The 21,330-nt window shown below is 63.0% G+C and carries 20 protein-coding genes and 1 pseudogene; 19 read left to right on the forward strand and 2 right to left on the reverse strand.

Translation table 11 applies throughout. The annotated features are described in order from the left end of the window. Window positions 1–130 precede the first annotated feature (130 nt). Window positions 131–1,009 (reverse strand): LysR family transcriptional regulator, encoded by an 879-nt coding sequence (locus IDH44_RS00315; RefSeq protein WP_190913685.1) that lies wholly within the window; start codon window positions 1,007–1,009, stop codon window positions 131–133. A 106-nt stretch (window positions 1,010–1,115) separates the two neighbouring features. Between IDH44_RS00315 and zwf the strand changes: the two genes are divergently transcribed. The 9 genes from zwf (at window position 1,116) to IDH44_RS00360 (ending at window position 9,823) form a co-directional block, all read left to right on the forward strand. Next, a complete protein-coding gene (zwf, locus tag IDH44_RS00320) occupies window positions 1,116–2,678 on the forward strand; it encodes a glucose-6-phosphate dehydrogenase (protein ID WP_190913599.1) in 1,563 nt (520 codons plus the stop codon). Further along, window positions 2,671–4,677, forward strand: a complete 2,007-nt coding sequence (tkt, locus tag IDH44_RS00325; RefSeq protein ID WP_190913601.1) for a transketolase — start codon at window positions 2,671–2,673, stop codon at window positions 4,675–4,677. The genes zwf and tkt overlap by 8 nt, the downstream gene beginning before the upstream one ends. A gap of 55 nt (window positions 4,678–4,732) precedes the next feature. After that, window positions 4,733–5,398 carry a fructose-6-phosphate aldolase gene (gene fsa, locus IDH44_RS00330; protein WP_190913603.1) on the forward strand — a complete coding sequence of 222 codons (666 nt, stop codon included), beginning with the start codon at window positions 4,733–4,735 and terminating at the stop codon, window positions 5,396–5,398. Between the two features lie 521 nt (window positions 5,399–5,919). Further along, a complete protein-coding gene (locus tag IDH44_RS00335) occupies window positions 5,920–6,504 on the forward strand; it encodes a TetR/AcrR family transcriptional regulator (RefSeq protein WP_190913605.1) in 585 nt (194 codons plus the stop codon). Between the two features lie 49 nt (window positions 6,505–6,553). Further along, entirely contained in the window at window positions 6,554–7,600 is a 1,047-nt protein-coding gene (locus tag IDH44_RS00340; protein WP_190913607.1) for an NADH:flavin oxidoreductase, read from the forward strand. A gap of 128 nt (window positions 7,601–7,728) precedes the next feature. Next, complete coding sequence (locus IDH44_RS00345; protein WP_190913609.1) at window positions 7,729–8,475, forward strand: hypothetical protein; 747 nt, start codon at window positions 7,729–7,731, stop codon at window positions 8,473–8,475. Between the two features lie 95 nt (window positions 8,476–8,570). Next, complete coding sequence (locus tag IDH44_RS00350; RefSeq protein ID WP_190913611.1) at window positions 8,571–9,398, forward strand: protein phosphatase 2C domain-containing protein; 828 nt, start codon at window positions 8,571–8,573, stop codon at window positions 9,396–9,398. Window positions 9,399–9,449: 51 nt separating this feature from the next. Then, entirely contained in the window at window positions 9,450–9,626 is a 177-nt protein-coding gene (locus IDH44_RS00355; protein ID WP_190913613.1) for a hypothetical protein, read from the forward strand. Further along, the gene (locus IDH44_RS00360) at window positions 9,623–9,823 is read left to right on the forward strand and encodes a hypothetical protein (protein WP_190913615.1); all 201 of its coding nucleotides are present in this window, start codon (window positions 9,623–9,625) and stop codon (window positions 9,821–9,823) included. The genes IDH44_RS00355 and IDH44_RS00360 overlap by 4 nt, the downstream gene beginning before the upstream one ends. Window positions 9,824–9,969: 146 nt before the next feature. Here IDH44_RS00360 and IDH44_RS00365 read toward each other — a convergent pair whose 3' ends face one another. Next, a complete protein-coding gene (locus IDH44_RS00365; RefSeq protein WP_190913617.1) occupies window positions 9,970–10,884 on the reverse strand; it encodes a phosphotransferase in 915 nt (304 codons plus the stop codon). 208 nt (window positions 10,885–11,092) lie between these two features. On the opposite strand from IDH44_RS00365, the pseudogene IDH44_RS00370 reads away from it, so the two are divergent. From IDH44_RS00370 to IDH44_RS00415, 10 genes and pseudogenes are all read left to right on the forward strand, one after another. Continuing rightward, a pseudogene (locus IDH44_RS00370) lies at window positions 11,093–11,525 on the forward strand (thiamine pyrophosphate-dependent enzyme); the annotation flags it as partial. Between the two features lie 102 nt (window positions 11,526–11,627). Next, a complete protein-coding gene (locus IDH44_RS00375) occupies window positions 11,628–14,255 on the forward strand; it encodes an RICIN domain-containing protein (RefSeq protein ID WP_190913619.1) in 2,628 nt (875 codons plus the stop codon). A gap of 172 nt (window positions 14,256–14,427) precedes the next feature. After that, complete coding sequence (locus IDH44_RS00380) at window positions 14,428–15,567, forward strand: DUF2264 domain-containing protein (protein WP_190913621.1); 1,140 nt, start codon at window positions 14,428–14,430, stop codon at window positions 15,565–15,567. A gap of 32 nt (window positions 15,568–15,599) precedes the next feature. Beyond that, on the forward strand, window positions 15,600–16,283 hold the full coding sequence (locus IDH44_RS00385; RefSeq protein WP_190913623.1) for a response regulator transcription factor: 684 nt from the start codon (window positions 15,600–15,602) through the stop codon (window positions 16,281–16,283). An 88-nt stretch (window positions 16,284–16,371) separates the two neighbouring features. Continuing rightward, window positions 16,372–18,240 (forward strand): patatin-like phospholipase family protein, encoded by a 1,869-nt coding sequence (locus IDH44_RS00390; RefSeq protein WP_190913625.1) that lies wholly within the window; start codon window positions 16,372–16,374, stop codon window positions 18,238–18,240. 30 nt (window positions 18,241–18,270) lie between these two features. Then, window positions 18,271–19,740, forward strand: coding sequence for a HAMP domain-containing sensor histidine kinase (locus IDH44_RS00395; protein ID WP_190913627.1), 1,470 nt, complete (start codon window positions 18,271–18,273; stop codon window positions 19,738–19,740). Continuing rightward, window positions 19,718–19,984 carry a 3-alpha domain-containing protein gene (locus tag IDH44_RS00400; RefSeq protein WP_190913629.1) on the forward strand — a complete coding sequence of 89 codons (267 nt, stop codon included), beginning with the start codon at window positions 19,718–19,720 and terminating at the stop codon, window positions 19,982–19,984. Before IDH44_RS00395 ends, IDH44_RS00400 begins: the two co-directional genes overlap by 23 nt. A 27-nt stretch (window positions 19,985–20,011) precedes the next feature. Then, the gene (locus IDH44_RS00405) at window positions 20,012–20,353 is read left to right on the forward strand and encodes a DinB family protein (RefSeq protein ID WP_190913631.1); all 342 of its coding nucleotides are present in this window, start codon (window positions 20,012–20,014) and stop codon (window positions 20,351–20,353) included. Beyond that, a complete protein-coding gene (locus IDH44_RS00410) occupies window positions 20,346–20,492 on the forward strand; it encodes a DinB family protein (protein ID WP_190913633.1) in 147 nt (48 codons plus the stop codon). Before IDH44_RS00405 ends, IDH44_RS00410 begins: the two co-directional genes overlap by 8 nt. Further along, entirely contained in the window at window positions 20,489–21,319 is an 831-nt protein-coding gene (locus IDH44_RS00415) for a phosphotransferase family protein (RefSeq protein WP_190913634.1), read from the forward strand. Before IDH44_RS00410 ends, IDH44_RS00415 begins: the two co-directional genes overlap by 4 nt. Window positions 21,320–21,330: the final 11 nt, after the last annotated feature.

Raw genomic sequence — 21,330 nt, forward strand, 5'->3', positions numbered from 1 at the left:
GGCTGTTTGCGTGTGTGTCTTGTCGCGCGCTTGCCCCCAAAAAAACGCTTTTCATTAACAGCAGGTCTGGTCGTTCGTATAGCGTCAGCAAGGCCCGGGCGCGCTTCGCGACCGGGCCTTGTGTGTATCGTCAGCCGACCATCTCCATGAAGCGGCTGGCCGCATTGGTGAGCGGCATATTGCGCATCGTCATGAGCCCGACCTGCGAGGGGGGAAGCGGCACGTCGAGACGAATCTCGAACAGCGAGCCGTCCTCCAGCTCCCGTGATACGAACTCCCGGGTGACGTAGGAGATGCCGAGCCCCTTGCGCGCGAATTCGATCAACAGATCCACGCTTCCCACCTCGAACTCGGGCTTCAGCGGATAGCCGTAGCTCTGGAACAGCTCGGTAATCGCCATCCGGGCCCGGCTGTTGCGCGAGAACAGGATGATCGGATAGTGCAGCAGCTCCTCCATCGACAGCTCCGTATTCTTCAGCTCGCTGTATCCTTCCCCGGCTACGAAGCAATCCTGCAGTTGAAAGCTCTCGCGCACCTGAAGCTGCGGGTCGACGATGGGCATGCGCACGACGCCCAGATCGATCCGACCTTCCTTGAGGAAGGCGATCACCTCCGGCGTCGTGCCGTGATTGAGATGAATGCGGACGCCGGGGTACTGGCGGTGGAAACTTTCCAAATAAGGGAGCAAGTAGTGCTTGAAGAGCGAGTCGCTGCCTCCGACGCGCAGCTCGCCGTCGTCGAGGTTTTTCAGCGCGGCCATTTTTTCTTCTGCGCGTGTAATCAGGATATGGGATTGTTCGATATACGAATAGAGCAAGGCGCCTTCCTGCGTGAGCGTCACGCCTTTGGAGGTGCGGTGGAACAGCACGAGGCCGAAGCTGTCCTCGAGCTGCTTGATGGCATGGCTGACGCTGGGCTGCGTCAGATAGAGCGCCTTGGCGGCCTGGGACAGGCTGCCCGTTTTGGCGGCCAGGTAGAACACTTTGTATAACTCGTAATTATTGGTCATAGACGACATCTATAGCTCCTGTCCAATATATTAATTACTTGCATGGCACGTATATGTATTATAGTGGAATTAGCATGGAGAAGCTAGCCGAGAGGAGTCATGTACCGTGAATGCTGCAAGTTTTGTGTTGTTTGGCGCGACGGGAGATCTGGCGAAGCGCAAGATCTACCCCGCCTTATATAATTTGTTCGTGGACGGCAAGCTGTCGGAGGGCTTTTCGGTTGTCGGGCTCGGACGGCGGGCGTGGAGCGACGAGACGTTCCAGGCCAATGTGGAGCAAGCCTTGTACGATTTTTCCCGGCGCAAGCCGGCGGACCGCGGCGAGCTGGCGCGCTTCGTACGCGCCTTCCGCTTCCAGGTGCTGGACATCGACCGCGCGGAGGACTACGCGCAATTGCGCGAGCTCGTGGAGCGGCGCGAGCGGGAGCTCGGGCTGACGCCGAACCGCATGTTCTATCTGTCGGTCGGTCCGGAGTACTTCGGCACGATCGCGAATCATATCGAGGCGAGCGGGCTCGGCGGCGCAGACGGCTGGAAGCGGCTCGTCATCGAGAAGCCGTTCGGCCACGATCTGGCGTCGGCGCGCGCGCTCAACGCCAAGCTCGGCGAGACGTTCGCCGAGGAGGAGATCTACCGTATCGACCACTACCTCGGCAAGCCGATGGTGCAGAAGCTCGAGCTGCTGCAGCAGTCCAATCCGGTGCTGCAGGCGCTGTGGAGCAACCACTACATCGCCAACGTGCAGATCACGGCCAGCGAGACGGTCGGCGTCGAGACGCGGGCCGGCTACTACGACCGTGCCGGGGCGATCCGGGATATGTTCCAGAATCATATGCTGCAGCTGCTGATGATGCTGACCGCCCAGCTGCCGAAGAACAGCACGGCGGAGACGGTCCGCTTCAAGAAGAAGAAGGTCATGGAGGCGCTCGATCCGCTGCAGCAGGGGCAGGTCGCGGCCAGCGTCGTGCGCGGCCAGTATGCCGCCGGCGCGATCGCGGGCGTACCGGTCGCAGGCTATGCCGACGAGCCGGGCATCCCGGCCGGCTCGACCAACGATACGTACGTCGCGGCGCGGCTCACGATCGACGACGCCTTCTGGCGCGGCGTGCCGTTCTACATCCGTACGGGCAAGCGACTGCAGGCCAAGTCGACGCGGATCGTCATCGAGTTCAAGCCGCCGCTCAAGCAGTCCGGCGCGGACGCGGCGCAGCCGCCCAATCTGCTCATCATCGACATCAATCCGAACGAGACGATCACACTGCAGCTCAATGCGCGCGACACGCAGGACAAGGCGCGGTTCCGACCGCTGCATCTGGACCTGCGCGACGACGCCGAGGAGACGCCGGAGGCGTACGAGAATCTGATCGGTGACGCGCTGCGCGGCGATGCGACCTTCTTTGCTCACTGGGACGAGGTCGAGCTGTCCTGGCGATGGGTGCAGCCGATCCTGGAAGCCTTCGCGGACGGTGAGGTGCCGCTGCATCCGTACGAAGCCGGCGGGCACGGACCGGCGGCGGCGGATGCGCTGACGGCGCGGGACGGCTACCGCTGGTGGCAAGGCGAGGACGAGGCGCGCGCGGCGGAGACGGAGCGCGCACAGGCGGAGATCCCGCAGGAGCATGCCGTACAGGAGCATACCAAGAGAGCGGGGGAACGACAATATGTCTGATACGCAAGCGACGCATACAACACAGGCGATGGAGCAGCTCGCCATCGACACGATCCGCACGCTGTCCATCGATGCCACCAACAGCGCCAACTCCGGCCATCCGGGGCTGCCGCTGGGCGCGGCGCCGATGGGTTACGCGCTGTGGGCGCGCCACCTGAAGCACAATCCGGCGCATGCTCAGTGGTTCGACCGCGACCGCTTCGTGCTGTCGGCGGGGCATGGCTCTATGTTGTTGTACAGCCTGCTCCATCTATCGGGCTATCAGGTCTCGCTGGAGGACCTGAGGCAATTCCGCCAATTGAACAGTCGCACGCCCGGTCATCCCGAGTACGGCCACACCGACGGTGTGGAAGCGACGACCGGCCCGCTCGGTCAGGGCATCGCGATGGCGGTCGGGATGGCGATGGCCGAGGCGCATCTGGCCTCGCGCTTCAACCGCGAGGGTCACGACGTGATCGATCATCATACGTACGCGCTCGTCGGCGACGGCTGTCTGATGGAGGGCATCTCGTACGAGGCGATGTCGATGGCCGGCCATATGAAGCTGGGCAAGCTGATCGTGCTCTACGATTCCAACGACATCTCGCTCGACGGCGAGCTGGCCCTGTCCTTCGGCGAGGACATGCGCAAGCGCGCGGAGTCGGCGAAGTGGTCCTACCTTCGCGTCGAGGACGGCAATGACGTCGAGCAGATCTCGGCCGCGATCGCGGCGGCCAGGCAAGACCGGTCGCAGCCGACCCTGATCGAGGTGCGTACGGTGATTGGCTACGGCAGCCCGGCGGCCGGCACGAACAAGGCGCACGGCGTGCCGCTCGGCGCCGAGGGCGGCGCCGCGGCCAAGCAGGCCTACGGCTGGGCGCACGAGGAGCCGTTCACGGTGACGGACGAGGTGCGCGCGCATTTCGAAGCGCTCGGCCGCCGAGGCGCGGCCGCGGAGTCCGATTGGAACGAGCGGCTGTCGGCTTACAAGGCGGCGCACCCGGCGCTGGCCGAGGAGCTGGAGCGGGCGCTCGACGGCAGCGCGCCGCTGGAGGCGGAGGACGTACTGACCTTCGACACGGGGAAGGCGATCTCCACGCGCGTCGCGAGCGGCGAAGCGATCAATCACTATGTGAAGAAGGTGCCGTCGCTGCTCGGCGGCAGCGCCGATCTGTCGCACTCGACGATGACCAACATCAAGGACGAGCCGGTATTCGCCGCGCCGCGATATGCCGGGCGCAACGTCTACTTCGGCGTCCGCGAGCATGCGATGGGCGCGGCCGGGAGCGGCATGGCGCTGCACGGCGGCGTGAAGCCGTTCGTGGCGACGTTCTTCGTCTTCAGCGACTATCTGCGCCCGGCGATCCGGCTGGCGGCGCTGCAGCAGGTGCCGGTGACATACGTCTTCACGCACGACTCAATCGCAGTTGGCGAGGACGGTCCTACCCATGAGCCGGTCGAGCATCTGGCGGCGCTGCGCACGATTCCGGGATTGACCGTGATTCGTCCGACCGACGCCAACGAGACGGCGAGCGCCTGGGCGTATGCGCTGCAGAGCAAGGGGCCGGTCGCGCTCGTGCTGAGCCGGCAGAATCTGCCGGTCTACGAGGCGACCAAGGGCAATATGGACAACGTCGCGCGCGGCGGCTATGTGCTGGCCGAGACCGACGCCTCGCCGGAGCTGCTGCTGATCGCGACCGGCTCCGAGGTGTCGCTGGCGATGGACGCCAAGGCCGAGCTGGAGCGCGAGGGCCGCTCTGTGCGCGTCGTGGCGATGCCGTGCCGCGAACTGTTCGACCGCCAGCCCGAGACGTATCGGCAGCAGGTGCTGCCGGATGCGATCGCGGCGCGGGTGGCGATCGAGGCGGGCATCCCGCTCGGCTGGGAGCGCTATGCCGGTCCGGCGGGCAAGGTGCTGGCGATGGAGACGTTCGGCGCGTCCGGTCCGGGCGGCGAGGTGCAGGCGCATTTCGGCTTCACGGCCGAGCATGTGGTCCGATTGGCCAAATCGCTCGTATAACGGTACACTTATAGGCAAGTATAGGCAAGAACCAAACTTAGGAGGCGAATGCACAATGAAATTTTTTATCGATTCCGCAAACCTGGATGCCATCAAAAAAGCCTACAAGATCGGCGTGCTGTCCGGCGTAACGACCAACCCTTCGCTGGTGGCGAAGGAAGGCGTCAAATTCGAGGACCGCATCGCGGAAATTCTGCAAACCGTACCCGAGGTCGAATCGGTGTCGGCGGAGGTTACGCCGGATGCGCTCACTGCGGCGGATATGATGGCCCAGGCCGACGAGCTGATCAAGATCAACGGCGGCGACAAAAACATCACGATCAAGCTGCCGATGACGCTGGAAGGGCTGGAAGCATGCCGCTACCTGACCAAGAAGGGCGTCAAAACGAACGTCACGCTGATCTTCACTGTCAACCAGGCGCTGCTCGCCGCACGCGCCGGCGCGACGTATGTCTCTCCGTTCCTGGGCCGGCTGGACGATATCTCCGAGGACGGCGTGCAGCTTGTCGCCAAGGTCGCCGAGCTGTTCCGCATCCACGGCCTGGAGTCGCAGATCATCGCCGCCTCGGTGCGCCACCCCGACCATGTGACGCGCGTGGCGATGGCCGGCGCGCATATCGCGACCGTGCCGTTTGCCGTCATCGAGCAGATCTCGAAGCATCCGCTGACCGATCAAGGCATGGACAAGTTCGCGGCCGACTGGCAGAACGCCACGAAGTAAGGCGCGCTAATGCTTGTCTCAGGTCTTTCCGCGCGCAGCTCCCAGCGCGCGGGGTCCGGCGGCATGACGCTGGTCGGATGCCCCTTCACGAAATAACCAAAGCCAGCTAATCCATCCCATCACGCGGGCAAACGGACTCTGCGAAGCTAACGGCGTTTTTTGGGCGCAATAGCCGCTGTGGCAACCGTTAGGTTCGTTGGCGGTTGGTGAAGGGATCAGGACGGTTTCAATCGCATCTGGTTCTTCTGTAATGGACGCTGAGTCAATTATAACCTCTAGAAGCAAAAGCCTCCTAAACCCGCTATGGACGCGGGGGCGGGAGGCTTTTTTTTGGGGGCAAGCAGCCAAGTGCGCACATATGGGTTCGGCCGATTTGGCCGATTCGGTGGAGTTCAGGCGACTGACAGTAGAGTGAAAAAGTAACGCTACTGCGTGAGCGGGCGGCTGACGAGACGCCGAGCCCGAGAGCGAGTCGACTATTATTCTTGACTAGACAGTCAAGAATGGATATACTTGCAGACATGAGCAGACCAAGAGAATTCGATGCCGACCTTGCGTTGCGGCAGTGCATGGACGTGTTTTGGGCGAAGGGGTTCAAGGCAACGTCCTTCGAAGACCTGACCCGCCGCACCCAGGTCAAAAAGCAAAGCCTGTACGGCGCATTTGAGGATAAGCGAAGCTTGTACCTCCAGGCCCTGGCGCTCTACCGCAAGCAGTTCATCCGCATGTTGGAGCAAGCTGCGTCGCAGAAGGCGCCTGTCCGGAAGAAGCTGGATGACATTCGCTTGCTGAGTCTGGGCTCCGGGGAGGGGGGCGCGGCTTGCCGAGGCTGTCTGATGGTCAATGCGGTGCTGGAGTTCGGAGCCGAGGATCTCGCGGTGTCCGCCGAAATTGCGAGCATGTCCGCGGAAGTCGAGCGCATTCTCGAAGTGGTGCTTCGAGAAGGACAGGCGCAGCATATCATTACGACGCGCTGCGCGAGCCGGGAGCTGGCCGCGTATTTGAGCAATGTCCTGCGCAGTGCCAAGGTGATGGAGCGGTCGGGCGCCGGCCGGGCCAGCATCGACGCGGTGTTGCAGACGTCCTTTGCGCTGCTGGAGCCCTGAACAGCGCCCCAAACGAGCAAAAAATGGAAAGTAAGAGGGAGAGAGCAGAATGAATCATTCGTCCAATGCCAATCCGTTGTTTCGGTCTTTTCAGCTCGGAGGCATGACGCTCGCCAGTCGCATCGTCATGGCGCCGATGACCCGGCAGTTCTCGCCAGAGGGAGTGCCGGGCGAGAATGTCGCCCGCTATTATCGGGCCCGGGCCGAGAATGCCGTCGGCTTGATTGTCACAGAAGGCACGATCGTGGAGCATGCCGACGCCTCCAATCAAGCGAACGTGCCGCATTTCTACGGCGCAGCGGCGCTGCAAGGCTGGGCGCATGTCGTCCGCGAGGTGCATGAGGCAGGCGGGCGCATCATGCCGCAGATCTGGCACATGGGCGCGCGCGGCGACGTGAACGGCTATTCCGAAGCGGAGATTGCCGAGATCGTCCAGGCGTTCGCGGACGCTGCCGCGGCGGCCCGTCGGCTGGGATTCGACGGCATCGAGCTGCACGGCGCGCACGGCTACTTGATCGATCAGTTCCTGTGGGAGCGGACCAATTCGCGCACCGACCGCTACGGCGGCGACCGTGCGGCGCGTACCCGCTTCGCCGTCGAGGTCGTCGAGGCATGTCGCGCCGCCGTCGGGCCTGACTTCCCGATCATGCTGCGTCTGTCGCAGTGGAAGGGCGTCGATTTCGAGGCGCGGTTGGCCGAGACGCCGGAGCAGTGGGCGGAAATTGTGAACCCGCTGGTTGAAGCGGGAGTGGATGTGTTTCACTGCTCGACGCGGCGCTACTGGCAGCCTGAATTTGCCGATGCCGATGCCGAGCTCAATCTGGCCGGCTGGACCAAGAAGCTGACCGGCAAGCCGGTCGTCACGGTTGGCTCGGTCGGTCTCGACGGCGACGTCTCGCGCTTCTTCCGCGAAGGCCAGGGCGCGGCCAATACCGGAGTCGACGAGATCGTGAAGCGGCTGGAGCGGGAAGAGTTCGACCTGGTGGCCGTCGGCCGGGCGCTGCTGGCGGACCCGGCTTGGGCGCGCAAGCTGCGCGACGGCCGGACGACCGAGTGGGAGCCGTTTGCCCGCGAGGCCTTGCAGACGCTGCGCTGACATCGACTGGTTGTCATTCTTAAAGGCGCCGATCTGCGGTAGAATGAGAGGAAGTAATCGCCTGGCGCTTGCGCCTCAGGCAGAGGAGTGGTGTGCATGCAGAGGACAGCCATTCGGAAAGGCCGCCTATGAAGGCGACCCTATATGCAGCGGCGCTGCTCGCACTCGTCTTGGCCGGGTGGTGGCTGGCCCGTCACGACGGGACGCGCAATGCGCTCGACCGGCTGCTGCTCCCGCAGGCATTGGAGAGCTACCCTGCCTTGACCGAGGCGCCGCTCGTCGGCGCGCGCCACGAATTGGCGAAGCTCGTACCGGGCGCGGTGGATACCATCGTCTGGGATCGCCAGGAGCGGCGCGTGCTCGTATATCGGCAGGCTGCACGCGGCTTCGATCGGCCGGCGATGCTATGGGCCGTCGCCGCCGACGGCCGCACGGTGCGGCAGCTGGACGTCGGCGAGGCCGGCCTGCCGGAGCTGGACAGCGCTCGCCCGAGCGGCGAGACGAGCCGCTTTGAGGAGCTGACGGGGCTGATCGCCCCTTTCCAGGACTGGGAGGACGCTGCGGCGCCGCTGACGCTGCAGGGCTTCGTGCGGGAGGCTCGGCAATCAAAGGCATTCTACGATATCAACAACACGACTCGCGGAGGCTGGAACGGCACGGGATATTTTCAGTTGGTATACGATGAGGAGACAATTGAGTTCAAGGCGTATACCTTCAAGTCTGCCGGCGGCTATGATCCGGATCTGCAGCTCTACGAGCTGCCCGGTCAAGCGGCCCAAGCGGTGTATCTCCTGGAGGTGCGCAAGCCGTCCAAGTCCAATCGTCCGATTGCCGAGACCGGGGTGTACGTGCTGCGCAGCAAGATGGTCGACTGAACGAACGGGTTGCCGCGGCGATTGACTAGGCGTTGGAATGCGGGCGTTCGTCTTTTTTGTTGCCTGTCGCGAACGTTTGGGAGGTGAAGGAAATCATGCAAACTTATTCCTGGGTCGGCAGCCGTGGCTCCTATTTGGATGAAGTGCATGTGACGGCAGTCGGCGAGATGCTGCATGTCGGCCGCTTCGGCGGCAGCACCGCCGGCGGTGCGCACAAAAACGAGGACGGCCTGTTCGCGCTTGGAGACGAGGCGGGCGAATGGGTCCTCGCGGTGCTGGTGGACGCGCATCATACGGCGGCGAGCGCCGAGCTACTGGTGGGGCTGTTCGACCGCTATGCGCCGCAGTTGGCGGACACTTGCGGAAGGGCGGATGCCTTCGCGGCGCTCGAGCCTGCCATTGTTGAGCTGCTGATGGGAAGCGAATTCCGATCGGCATGCCGGGGCACGACTGGCGAGACGTCCTGCCTGATCTGCTTCGTCAAGGGGGCCTATCTGTGGTGGCTGTCCGTCGGCGATTGTATGGCCTATTTACTGCATCCTGAGCTGGCGGGGCTGGGTCAATACGCGTTGAATCAGCGGCAGTTCTACGAATGGATCGGAGCGCGCAGCGCCCTCGATCTGCCGGTTCCTTGCTACACGTCGGGGCGACGTCAGTTGCGATTCGGCGCCAATGCCATTGTGCTGACGACTGACGGCATCCTGGACACGGCGGATCGTCGGTACCGGGACCCCGCCCATCTCTACGAGGCCTTCTTTCCCCGCCGGAAGGTTGGGGGAAATGCTATCCGTGACAGTGGGATGGATCGCTCGATCCGGACCGTACTCGAGGACGCGCGCCGGGATCGCGTCCGCGACAGTGCCACGATGCTCGGGTTCTATTGGACCTGCGAATCGCCTGGACTGATGCCTTCGGATGTCTGACGACAGGGCGATCCTGGCGACACATAGCGAATACGAGAGGAGGCATAACCGATGAGCGTCATTGTGCTGCACAAGTCGACGAATCAACGCTACATCCTGCTGGGGACCGGCTTCGGCGCCTATAAGGCGCAGCGGCCAAGCTTTTTGGGCGGCAATCTGTTCCCGCACGAGGAGGCCGACGAGATTCCGGTGGCCGCCGTCTGCGACACCAGGGGCGCATCAGTTTGATCTGTACCGATGAGCTGACGGTGATCGAGGTGGACGGCCAGCCGCTGGCTGCCCTCGCAGACCGCCTGCGCGTCCCCGAGCCGGCGGCGTCTATACCTCCAGATGCGCCGGAGCATTGCCCGGCCTGCCAAGCCGGCGTGACGGCGGCGACGGAGGTGTGCCCCGACTGCGGACTCACCTTGACCGACCTGCAATAAGGCGTCGCTGTGCTCCCCGAATGAACCATTCATGTTCCGCATGGGAGCGACTGCAGCCAGGCCCGCTACGACTCGCACATCGCGATGTCGAGCGTTTTTTTAAAATGGCTATGTTAAATTCTAATAATGTTGATTACTCTGTTAAACTAATCCGACAATGCCCGCATGATGTTGGATTTCGCCTCTGCCGCAATCGCATCATTCCCGTCATCCACCGCTTGCATGAAGAGCAATACGGGGATGTATACCGCGATTAGCCGCGCCAGCAGCTTCGTTTCCTCGCCTGCCCCTCCGTAGGTTTCGAAAAACACATCACGAGCGTAAGGAGGTAAAAAGCTGTAAGCAACGCTCAAATCGCAAGCTAGATGGCCTACGCTCAGATCGCCCCAATCAATGATGCCGGAAACGATCCCGTTCTCATTCACAAGCATGTTTTTGAAATGAAGATCGCCATGTAGGAGTGCATTCACCGCCTCGACACGATCCTTTTGCAGCCTGCTAATATACGCTTCGATCACACCGGCCTCCTCCGGCGACAAGTGTGCAACCACCTTCGGTAGAAAGCCCTCCAATTTCACTTTGCGCGATGCGATGTCCGTCAAGTTTCGATGATCGTGCTGAATCCCGAACTTCAGCGCCGCTTGCACCGGAAACTCATGCAATCTCCGCAAAAATTTCGCCAGCGTCTCTGCCGATAAAGCCCGGCGTTCTTCCGTCAAACCGATTGGGAAATCTCCTGGCACGTAGGCATAGCCCAGGAATGGTGCCGGGTATTCGTCACTTGCTTCCCCATAAAACAACGGTTTCGGATAGGGGATGGTCATATATGGCTCCAGCTTCGGCAGCAGCTTCCCTTCCATACGAATCGAGCCAATTGCAATCGTTCTTCTTGGAAACCGGAACACGTACTCGTCACCGATGAGAAAAACCGTATTGTCCCAGCCCCAGCCCAATCGCTTCACTTGGTTCGATGACAGCCGAGGGAATTGTCTGCGGATCAGTCTCTGCGCCTGCTCTTCGTTAACCTCCCACTCCGCGTCCCATACATTCGTTCCTCTCATGAAGTATCTGCCTCCTCGTTCCTTCGTATAGAGCCGGAAAAGCTTCAAAATGAGCGTCTAAGCGACTCTGTTGACCGTTGCGGCCATCGTCAGGTGTAGCTGCGCGAAGGCGTGCAACTGCAGTCATCCTCGCCGATTCCTCTGATTGATTGGAAGGGGGTGCGATTAAATACATCGTAGGAGCGCCGTTGTCCGAAATGTCTGCCTGCATGCCAGAGACGAGCTGGAGGCGTTCGCCGAGCATCTGGGCGCGCCGATTGTCGTCACGCTCCCGGCCAAGGGCGTCATCGCCGACGAGCACCCGCTCTGCCTGGGCAACCTCGGCATAATCGACACCAAGCCGGCCTACGAAGCGATGGAGCGGTGCGACACGCTCCTGCTGCTGGGCACGTCCTATCCGTATACGGACTTTTTGCCGGAGCGGGCCAAGTCGATCCAGATCGACAGCAACCCGGAGAATCTCGGCCGGCGCTACCGTGACGGTATGGACGGCGCGTTATTTCCGGATGACCGGGCAAAAGCTGGTGCTCTCGAGCTGGCTGGCGACGCTGGGCTGCGGGCTGCCCGGCGCGATGGCGGCCAAGCTGGCCTGCCCCGGCCGGCAGGCGGTGGCGATGTGCGGCGACGGCGGCTTCAACGTCTTAGCGCTATTTTGCGTTACGGGCAGCGGCCAAGCAGGAATTCAATTGCGACGCGCAGAACCTAGGAAATGAACGCTGATTCCAAAGGAGGTAGGATAAGGAATGAATCGATTAATCGGGGGGCGCTTGCGCAAGCGCATCAGCCAGGCGCTGGCTGGGCTGTTGCTCGGGCTGTTTCTGATTGGAAATGTAAGCGCAACCAATGTGAACGCCGACGAAAAGCCGGCCACGGGAGGCTTGGTCGCGACGGTAGATTGGAACACACTCGGGAAGACCATTGCGCCGTATGCGTACGGTCTGAACGCCAACGGTTTTTTGCAGAGTACGTATACCGAGAATCCGGACTTCATGGCCAATATCCGATACTTGAACGGCAACAAAGGCTTGATACGCATTCACAGTACCGGCATGATTAGCACTGCAGGCTGGCTCAATGAGGATCTGACCTGGAACGAGTCGCGGATTGCGGGTGCTTTGGCCCCGCTGGTCCAGGAGGATTACCCGATCATGATCAACATTCCGTACGGCCCGGCCGGCAAGACGGATTATCTGGATGCCGATGCCTTCGCCGTCTTCGCCGCCGAGCTGGTGGAGATCGTCAATGTCGATCACGGGCTGGACGTGCGCTACTGGGAAATTCCGAACGAGCGCGAGAGCGGCTTCGCGAGCCCCGGCTTGAGCGCTTCGGCTATGGCCGAGCTGATCGCCAAAAGCGCGCTCGCCATGAAGGCGGTCGATCCGTCGATACTCGTCGGCGGACCGGCGACGAGCGATGTCAACGTCCCGTATCTGTCCGACGTGATCGATCTGGCGCTGCCTAGCCTCGACTTCGTGTCTATGCACGCCTACAGCAGCGGTCAGTCGCGACCCGGCACGGATGTTCAGGCGTACAATCATGCACAGAATCAGGGCGCGCTGGCAAGCGCGCTGCGTGCGGAGATCGAGACGAATCATCCGGGCGCGGAGCTGCCGATAGTGATTGACGAATACAATATGACCTGGGACACCGATCCGCGCCTGCATACGAGCAAGGAGTCGGTGTATACAGCGCTGCTGGCGGCGAATGTCGTCGGCGGCGACGGCACGGCCGTGAATTTTTGGCATGCTGAGGGCTCCTACATGGGACTGATGAATGACCGTCATGAGCTGTACGAGACGGCAGACCTGCATCATTGGCTGAATCGCTTCTTCCACGGTCAGACGGTCGCGACGGCATTTGAGGACGAGACCAAGGTGGACGGCTTCGCCGTCGCCAGTGACGACCGCAAGTCAATGATGCTGATCAACCGTACGGACGACGTCCAGACGGTGGAGCTGAATCAGTCCGGCACGGCGCCGGGTACCTGGCAACTGTACCGACTGGATGCGAGCGGCTCTTCGCACACGCCAAATCTAAACGCTGCCTCATGGGCGGCGGACGGACTGGAGCTGCCGGGACATTCGGTCACGGTACTCACGAGCGGGGCAGAGGCAACCCCGGTCGAGCACATCCCATACACACTGACGAATGGGCAGTCGGAGACGCTGCTGACCGCGACGGGCTCCGTCTATGGCTACGTACACGGCCCGAATACGCTCAGCTGGGATCAGCAGTGGACCTTCCGCGCAGTCGGCGGCGGTCGATACGAGATCCAGACGCGTGGCGGCGAGAGCCTGCTGAGCGTGCCGTACGGGCAAAGCGAGGTCGCGACGCAGTGGGAGCTGATTCCGCTGTCGGGCCAGCGCGTGCGGATACAAGCGGCGGACAGCTCCCTCGTACTGGCAATCTCGACCGATCCGCTGGAGGAGGAGGTCTCGGTAGAGCCCGTGTCTACGGACCCGCGCCAGACGTGGCAGATGGACTATGCCGGCCCCCGCACACACATTATCGATCACGGCGAGCATCTATATCAGGTGATAAACAAGGCCTCAGGCAAGGTGCTGCAGATCGGCAATTCACGCGGTACGGAGGGCGGTATTGCCAATCTTCAAGAGGATGAGGGACTGGCGAGTCAGAAGTGGAGTTTCCGCTGCTTCGACGGGTGCTCCGGCTTTCGCATGATCAACGCGGGCAGTAAGCTGGTCATTAATGGCGCGGCCGGCTCGCGCATTACCCAGGCTCCATTCTGGTACGATGCGCCGCGGCAGCTATGGACGCTGGACAAGCAGCCGGATGGCGCCTACGTCATTCGCGACAACGTCACGACAGGCGTGCTGCAGCCGAAGGACGGCAGTCTGCTCGAGGGCGCGATGGCGGTCACGGCTCCGTATACCGGGACGGATGCGCAGCAGTGGTATATCGTCAAGGACGAGCGGCAGCCTATCGAGCCCGTCGTCGACGAGGAACATGACTATATTCTGCAGAATGCGGCTACTGGCCAGGTCATGGAGGTCGCCGATGCGAGCACCGCCAATGCGGCCAGCGTTACGCAGGCCGTGTACGCCGGCACCCCGGAGCAGCTATGGCAGTTCCGCTGGTACCGCAGCGGCACGCGCATCGTCAATGCGAACAGCGGTCTCGTGCTGGCGCCGAACGCTTCGCAGTTGGCGATTCAGCAGACCTTTGCCTATCATGATGTGAATCAGCAGTGGATTCTGGAGCGGCAGCCGGATGGCAGCTATCTGCTCGTCTATGCGGCGAACCGCAAGGTATTGCAGCCGGTTGACGCAAGCGGCGCCGAAGGCATCCGCTACGAGTGGGCGGACCCCGACGGCACCGACAAGCAGCGGTGGCTCGTGCTGCGGCAGTAAGGCAGAGCTATCGTCGGCTCGATTGGATTCCGAGCAGCGCTCGTCGGCGGCGAGTCCAGCGCATGACCGTTACGAATTTTATGATGCGCGGCAGGCGATGAAGCAAGGCGTGCAGAATTACAATGTGAAGGGCATCTTCAATTTTTTTGATATAGGGGAAGGGGAAGAAAGCATGTCGGATGAACGAGAGCGATCGTATTGGTTGCAAACGATGCTGCGCATCGGAGGGCCGGTACTGGAGGCGGCCGCACATCGGAGGCTGCGGGAGGATATGCCGCTGGAGGCCAAGAGAGATCGCAGCGCCTGCAGCTATCTGGAGGCCTTTGGCCGTACATTGTGCGGCATGGCTCCGTGGCTGGAGCTGACCGATCCCGATCTGAGCGAATCGGAGGCCGCGTTGCAAAAGCAGTACCGGGAGTGGGCGGTAGCCGGGCTGGACGCACTCACCAACCCCGATTCGCCAGACTACGGCCGCTTCGGAGACAGCCCGCAGTCGCTCGTCGACGCGGCCTTCCTCGCAGAGGCTCTGCTGCGCGCCCCGGGACGACTCTGGGAGCCGCTGGAGGCGCGGGTGAAGCAACAGGTGTTGGAGGCGATGCGCGCGACGCGAGTCGTCACTCCGCCTTACAACAACTGGTTGTTGTTCGCAGCGATGGTCGAGACATGGATCGGTGCGACCGGCGAACAGGCGGATGGCATGCGCATCGATTACGCCCTGCGCGAGCACGAGCTCTGGTACAAGGGGGACGGGACGTACGGCGACGGCCCGGAATTCCACTGGGACTATTACAACAGCTATGTTATCCAGCCGATGCTGCTCGACACGCTGCGGACGCAAGGTCGCCCGGTCGAGGAGCAGACGCGCATCCTGACGCGAGCGCAGCGCTATGCCGAGGTGCAGGAGCGGCTGATCGCCCCTGACGGCAGCTTCGCGCCACTGGGTCGCTCGCTTGCGTACCGCTGTGGCGCGTTTCACCTGCTCGCACAGCTGGCGCTGCTGGACGAGCTCCCGCAGACTCTGCCGCGTGCGCAGGTGCGCTGCGCGCTGGAAGCGGTCATTCGGCGCACGATGGACGCGCCGGGCACGTTCGACGCGAATGGGTGGCTCCGCATCGGCCTGTGCGGCCATCAACCGGGCCTGGGCGAGGGCTATATCTCGACGGGCAGTCTCTATCTGTGTACGGCGGCCTTTCTACCGCTTGGCTTGCCTGCGCATGCGCCCTTCTGGCAGGACGATGACCAAGCTTGGACGGCGCAGCGGCTGTGGTCGAGCGAGGACCTGGCCGCAGATCATGCGCTGACGCAACACTGACACCAGGCTCGGGAAATGGAAGGGGAGTTGCCGTGAACAGCCGCATACTGATCGTCGAGGACGAGCCGGATCTTGCGATGGTGCTGCACGCCTATTTGCGACAGGCGGGCTATGCGACCGAGCGAGCGGAGACCGGCGAGCGTGCATTGGAGCTGACAGCGCAATGGCGACCTCAGCTCGTGCTGCTCGATGTGCTGCTGCCCGATCTGGACGGGTGGGTCGTCCTGGAGCGGCTGCGCGCGCACAGCTCGATACCGGTCATCATGTTGACGGCGCTCGGCGATCTTGCATACAAGCTGCAAGGCTTCGAGCGCGGGGCCGATGATTACATCACCAAGCCGTTCATCGGCGAGGAGCTCGTCGCGCGCGTAGGCGCCGTGCTGCGGCGCCCGGCCCGGATCATGACACCGGAGCGCGCCGTATTCGGCGGCTTGTCGCTGGACTTCGGCGCCAGGGAGGTGTCGCTGCGCGGACGGCAGGTGCCTCTGCCACCGCGCGATCTGGAGCTGCTGACGCATATGGCCCGTCACCCGAATTACTCGCTGAGCCGGGCGCAGCTGATCGAGGCGGTGTGGGGTATCGATTACGACGGCAGCGATCGGGCTGTTGATATGGCCGTGACCCGGATTCGTCAGGCGCTGGCGGAGTGGCCGGCCGCGGAAGGCGAGATAGCGACGATACGCAATTACGGCTATCAGTTCCGCGTTGCGCGCTAGCTCTTGTGACAGGATCGAAACAATCGCGGGGTATGATGGAGGGTGATAGGCGGCAGCGCCGCCAGCTAGGCCGAAAGGAAGATAGCCCGTGAGCAAGAAGTTTCTAACCTATCCCATCTTCAGTCGATTGGATGCGGAGGATATGGAGGCGATCCTCCCATACTTGAGTGAACACACCTATGATGCCGGTACGACGCTGCTTCGGCAGGGGCAGGCCGGCGACCGGCTGCATCTGCTGCTGTCGGGGACGCTGGGCGTGTTCGTGGAAAAAGAAATGCGCGTGCGCGTGGCGGTGTTGGAGGAAGGTCAGATCTGCGGCGAGATGTCGTGTCTAACCGGAGAGCCGGTCAGCGCGACGGTCATGGCCGAAGGCGCGGTGCGGACGTTGTCGATTACGCGCGCGGGCATGCTGCAATTGATGGAACGGAGCCCGGTATTCCGCAAGCAGATGATCGAGGCGATGATTGCGCGGATCGGCCGATCCAACGAGCGCATTGCGCAGGAGCATGCGCGCGGGGCGCTCGTCCTGCGTCAGTTGGAACGCGAACGCGCCGCCAGCTTTGGCCCGCTCGTCGGCAGCGGGCCGTTCATGGGGCAGCTGCGCCACCGAATATCGCGTCTGACGGATTCCGATTACCCGCTATGTCTCGTCGGCGATCCCGGCGTCGGCAAGCTGCACCTTGCTTACGCCATTCATCGCGGCTCGGCGCGCCGCGAGCAGCCATTGCTGCGTATCGACGGCGCACACTTCGCGCACGCGGAATGGAAGCTGCAACTGCGAGCGGGCGCCGGCGAGGGCATGCTCGTACTGGAGCATGCCGACCATTTGCCGCCTGAGCTGCTGCACGAGCTGCTGGACGAATGGTCGTGCGAACGCGGCAGGCCTGCGCTCGTGATGACCGCCTGTCGCCGCCCGGCAACGGAGCGGCGCATCGCGTGCATTGAGCTGACGCCGCTGCGCGAGCGGGTGGAGGATATCCCCGAGCTGGCCGCCGAATTTTTGGCGCAGGCGGGAGCGGTCCGGCCGGAGGAGGCGATTGCCGAGCCGGCGATGCGCATGCTGGCCATGTATCCTTATATGAAGGGCAATATACAGGAGTTGAAGGAAGTCGTGCAACAAGCCCTCGTGCGCAGCGAGGGCCGGGCGATCCAGGCTCGGCATATCAAGTTCGGCGGCCGCCGCGCGCCCGGGGCGCGGCCGACCATCGGCTTGGCGCTGGGCAGCGGCTCCGTGCGCGGCGCGGCGCATATCGGCGTGTTGAAGGTGCTGGAGCGCGAGGGCATTCCCGTCGACATTGTGGCGGGTACGAGCGTCGGCGCCTTTTTGGGCGCTTTGTACGTCGGCGGCCAGCCGATCTCGGCTTTCGAACGGGTGCTGCCGACGGTGCGCTGGAACCAGTTGCTTCGCCCGGCCTTGCCGCCCAAGGCATTCTTCGACAACCGTCCGATGGCCCGGTTCGTGGAGAAGTACATCGGCCCCGTCCAATTCGACGAGCTACCGATACCGTTTGCCGCCGTGGCGTCGGATGCGACGACCGGCGAGCCGTACATTTTGAACGAGGGCAGCGTGTCGCATGCGATCTGCGCCTCCACGGCCATCCCCGGCATCATGAAGCCGGTCCACTATCGCGGGCGGCTGCTGCTCGACGGCGCAGTCGTACACCCGGTACCTGTCGCGCTGGCCAAAAGCTTGGGCGCGGATATCGTGATTGCGGTCGACGTTAGCCTCCCCTCCTTCGTGAAGCGCAGACCGGCTCATTTCGTATCCTCGATCCTGAATACGATCGATATCATGAGCGAGAAGATCGTCAGCGAGGAGTTGCAGTTGGCCGACGTCGTGCTGCGCCCGCAGCTCGACACGAATCAGATGACCTTCAAAGCCTCCACGCTGCTCATTCAAAAAGGCGAGCTGGCGGCATGCGAAGCGGTCGCAGCGATTCGAAACAAAATGAGCTGAGCATTCTGTCGGAGCATGGGGGCGGAAGACGTGCAAAGAAGAAGAAGTTTGTTGTTGTATGGGTCGCTGCGCTATTTTCTGTTGCTGCTTGTCTGTGCGATCGGCGTCGGAATCGGAACGTTGACGTTGATCCAGTATAGCGCCTCAAAAGAGCAGCGGGAGGCGATGGAGCAGGTTGTGCGCGAGCTCGGGGCAAAGCTCCAGGCGCACGGCGGCGCGCTGCCGGAGGAATTGCTGGAGCGTGAGCTGGTGGAGCAGACGGAGCGCTTCGGCCTGACGAGCCGGCCGATTTTTTTCGTGCTTGATTCGCGGGGGCGGCTCGTCCAGCAATCGCCCTTGGCGCCGCGCTTCGATCTGGAGGAGCTGCGCGGAGAGCTCGCTGCTATCACGCAAGGGGCTGCGGGGGTTGTAAGGCCGCGCGGACTGGGGGGTGAGATCCCGTACGTGGGGGCTGCCGTCCCGCTGGTCTCGGCCGCCGGTACGAGCGCCGGATATGCGCTGTTCGTGCAGCCGAAATCCGATGTTTTGCGCGGTCTGCAGGCTTTTCGGGAAATTCGGCTGTTTGGGACGGGCTTGATCGTGCTGGTCGGCTGGCTTGCGATCTATTGGATCACCCGGCGACTGGTGCAGCCGATTCGGCATGCGGCGGAGGCATCGCGCCAGATCGTCGCCGGCAACTACGACATTCAATTGAGCAGTCATAGCCATCCGGAGAAGGAAATCCACGAGTTGCTGCAATCGTTCCGCGAAATGGCCGATCGATTGAAGCGTCTGGAGGCGCTGCGGACCCAATTGCTCGCCGGGGTCACGCATGAGCTGAAGACGCCGATTGCCTCGATCAGCGGCTTGCTGCAGGCGGTACGGGACAGCGTAGTGGAGGGCGAGGAGGCAAAGCTGTTTTTGGACAACGGCTTAAAGCATACCCGCCATCTGCAAAAAATGGTCGAGGATTTGCTGGATTTTCATGCGTTTGCGTCCAACACGGTGACGATCTGCCGCGAGCCGTTCCATATGCGCAAGGCGTTGCATGCAATCGTCCGGCAGTGGAACTTCAGCCGGCCTCGGCATTCGGCTCGGCTGGAGCTCGGTCAGAATCGAGGCAGTGCGGCCTGGGAGGTCGATTCGGACCCGGGGCGTGTGGAGCAGGTGGCGATCAATCTGCTGCGCAATGCCGCAGACGCCATGCCGCAGGGAGGGACGATCCTCGTACGTCTGCTGCGCGAGGCCGAATCCGTGCGCATCGAGGTGTGCGACTGTGGCCGCGGCGTGCCGGAGGAGGAGCGGGAGCGAATTTTCGAACCGTTCTACCGCGGCGAGGCCAAAAAGAGATACGTGCGAGGTCTCGGTCTGGGCCTGTCGTTCAGCCGGCTTATCGCCCGAGCATTGGGCGGCGAGCTTGAGCTGGCTCGCAGCGACAGTCAAGGAAGCGTCTTTGCGCTGACGGTGCCAGTGGCGAGAGCACAGGATGTGATGCCGGATGCCGCAGTGCAGAATCGATAGAGCGGCCGTGCTGCAGGCGGGGACTGTCGCGGATACGGACGAGCTCGTGCTGCTGGAGCGCGACGCGGCCGGCGTCACCGTCGCCGATGCGAATCGGATCATGCACCACGAGACGGATTACCTGGAGGGCATGAGCCGGCTGCTCGCGGTCGAGGCGCTGTCGGCGAGCTGGTCCGCCACGCTGCGCAAGCGTCTGGACGGGCAGCGCACGGACACGAAGGCCAGATTGGAAGGACAGGCTTAGCGCGCTCGGCGCAAGGAGGGATAAGGCATGCATCAAGCGGAAATGATGAAGTACCACGCCTACCACGGCTGGGCGAATGCGCGGCTGCTCGATCATGTGGCGCGCACACCGGAGGTGTTTGCCCGCGTCCTGGCGTCGCCGTTCCCGACGATGGCCCGGATGTTCGGTCACCTCTATGATGTGGATCGCACCTGGTTCAGCCGGATGAGAGGGAGCGGCCCGGGGGCGCTCGGAGAGACGGTGTTCGCCGAGCCGGCAGAGGCCAAGGCAAGGCTCGGCGCGCTGCACGCGTCGGTGCGCGATTTATCTGTCCGGCGCGCAGGGCGATGCGGTCATCCGGTACGCCAACACGTCCGGTACGGTGTATGAGAATACGCTGACGGAGCTGCTCGTGCAGATGGTCAACCACGGCACCTACCATCGCGGCAATGTGACGGCGATGCTGTACCAAGCCGGATTGCCAAGCTGCGGCACGGACTGGATCCTCTTCATGCGGGAGCAGACATGAGCGAAGCGAACGATTGGCAGGCCATCGGTCACGGTCGGACCGCCGACATCATGGCGCATGCGGCGGATGCCGAGACGGTGGTGAAGCTGTTCAAGCCATTCATCCCGCAGACCGATGTCGAGCGCGAATACGCCGCCGGACGGTGGCTGCGGGGACAGGACATCGCTACGCCGGCCGCGCTGGGGCTCGTGCGGATCGACGGCAGGCTCGGCATACGCTACACGCGCGCCGCGGGCGTGCCGCTGCTGAGGCTCATGCTGGAGCAGCCTCTGCAGCTGGAGCCGCTCTCGCGCAGGATGGCCGCTCTTCATATCCGGGTGCATGCGTGCGACGGCGCCGGGATGGGCATCAGGCAAAAGGAAGTGCTCGCCGCGGGCATTCGCCGCTGCGAGCGACTGGACGCTCAGGAGCGGCAGGCCTTGCTCCGCCTGTTGGAGCGGCTGCCGGAGGAGCAGGCGCTGTGTCACGGCGATTACCATCCGGACAATATCATGGCCGGCGCGCAGGATGTCGTGCTCGACTGGATGAACGGCATGTCCGGCAGCCCGGCGGGAGACGCCGCGCGCACCTGGCTGCTGCTCAAGTACGGCGCGCCGCCGGAGCACGCTTCGGAGGCGGAGAGCCGGCAGCTCCAAGCGGCGCGCGAGACGATCCGCGAAGCCTACCTGGCCGAGTATATCCGCTTGTCCGGACGAGGCAAGGCGGAGATTGCGCAATGGCTGCTGCCGGTCGCGGCCCAGCGGTTGACCGAGGGTATCCCGGAGCCGGAGAAGGAAGCGATTGCGCGGATGATCCGGCAACGGCTGCAGGAGGCGCCCTCGGGCTAGATCGCGATAGG

The organism is Paenibacillus sabuli (assembly GCF_014705605.1).
GTDB lineage: Bacteria > Bacillota > Bacilli > Paenibacillales > Paenibacillaceae > Paenibacillus_D > Paenibacillus_D sabuli.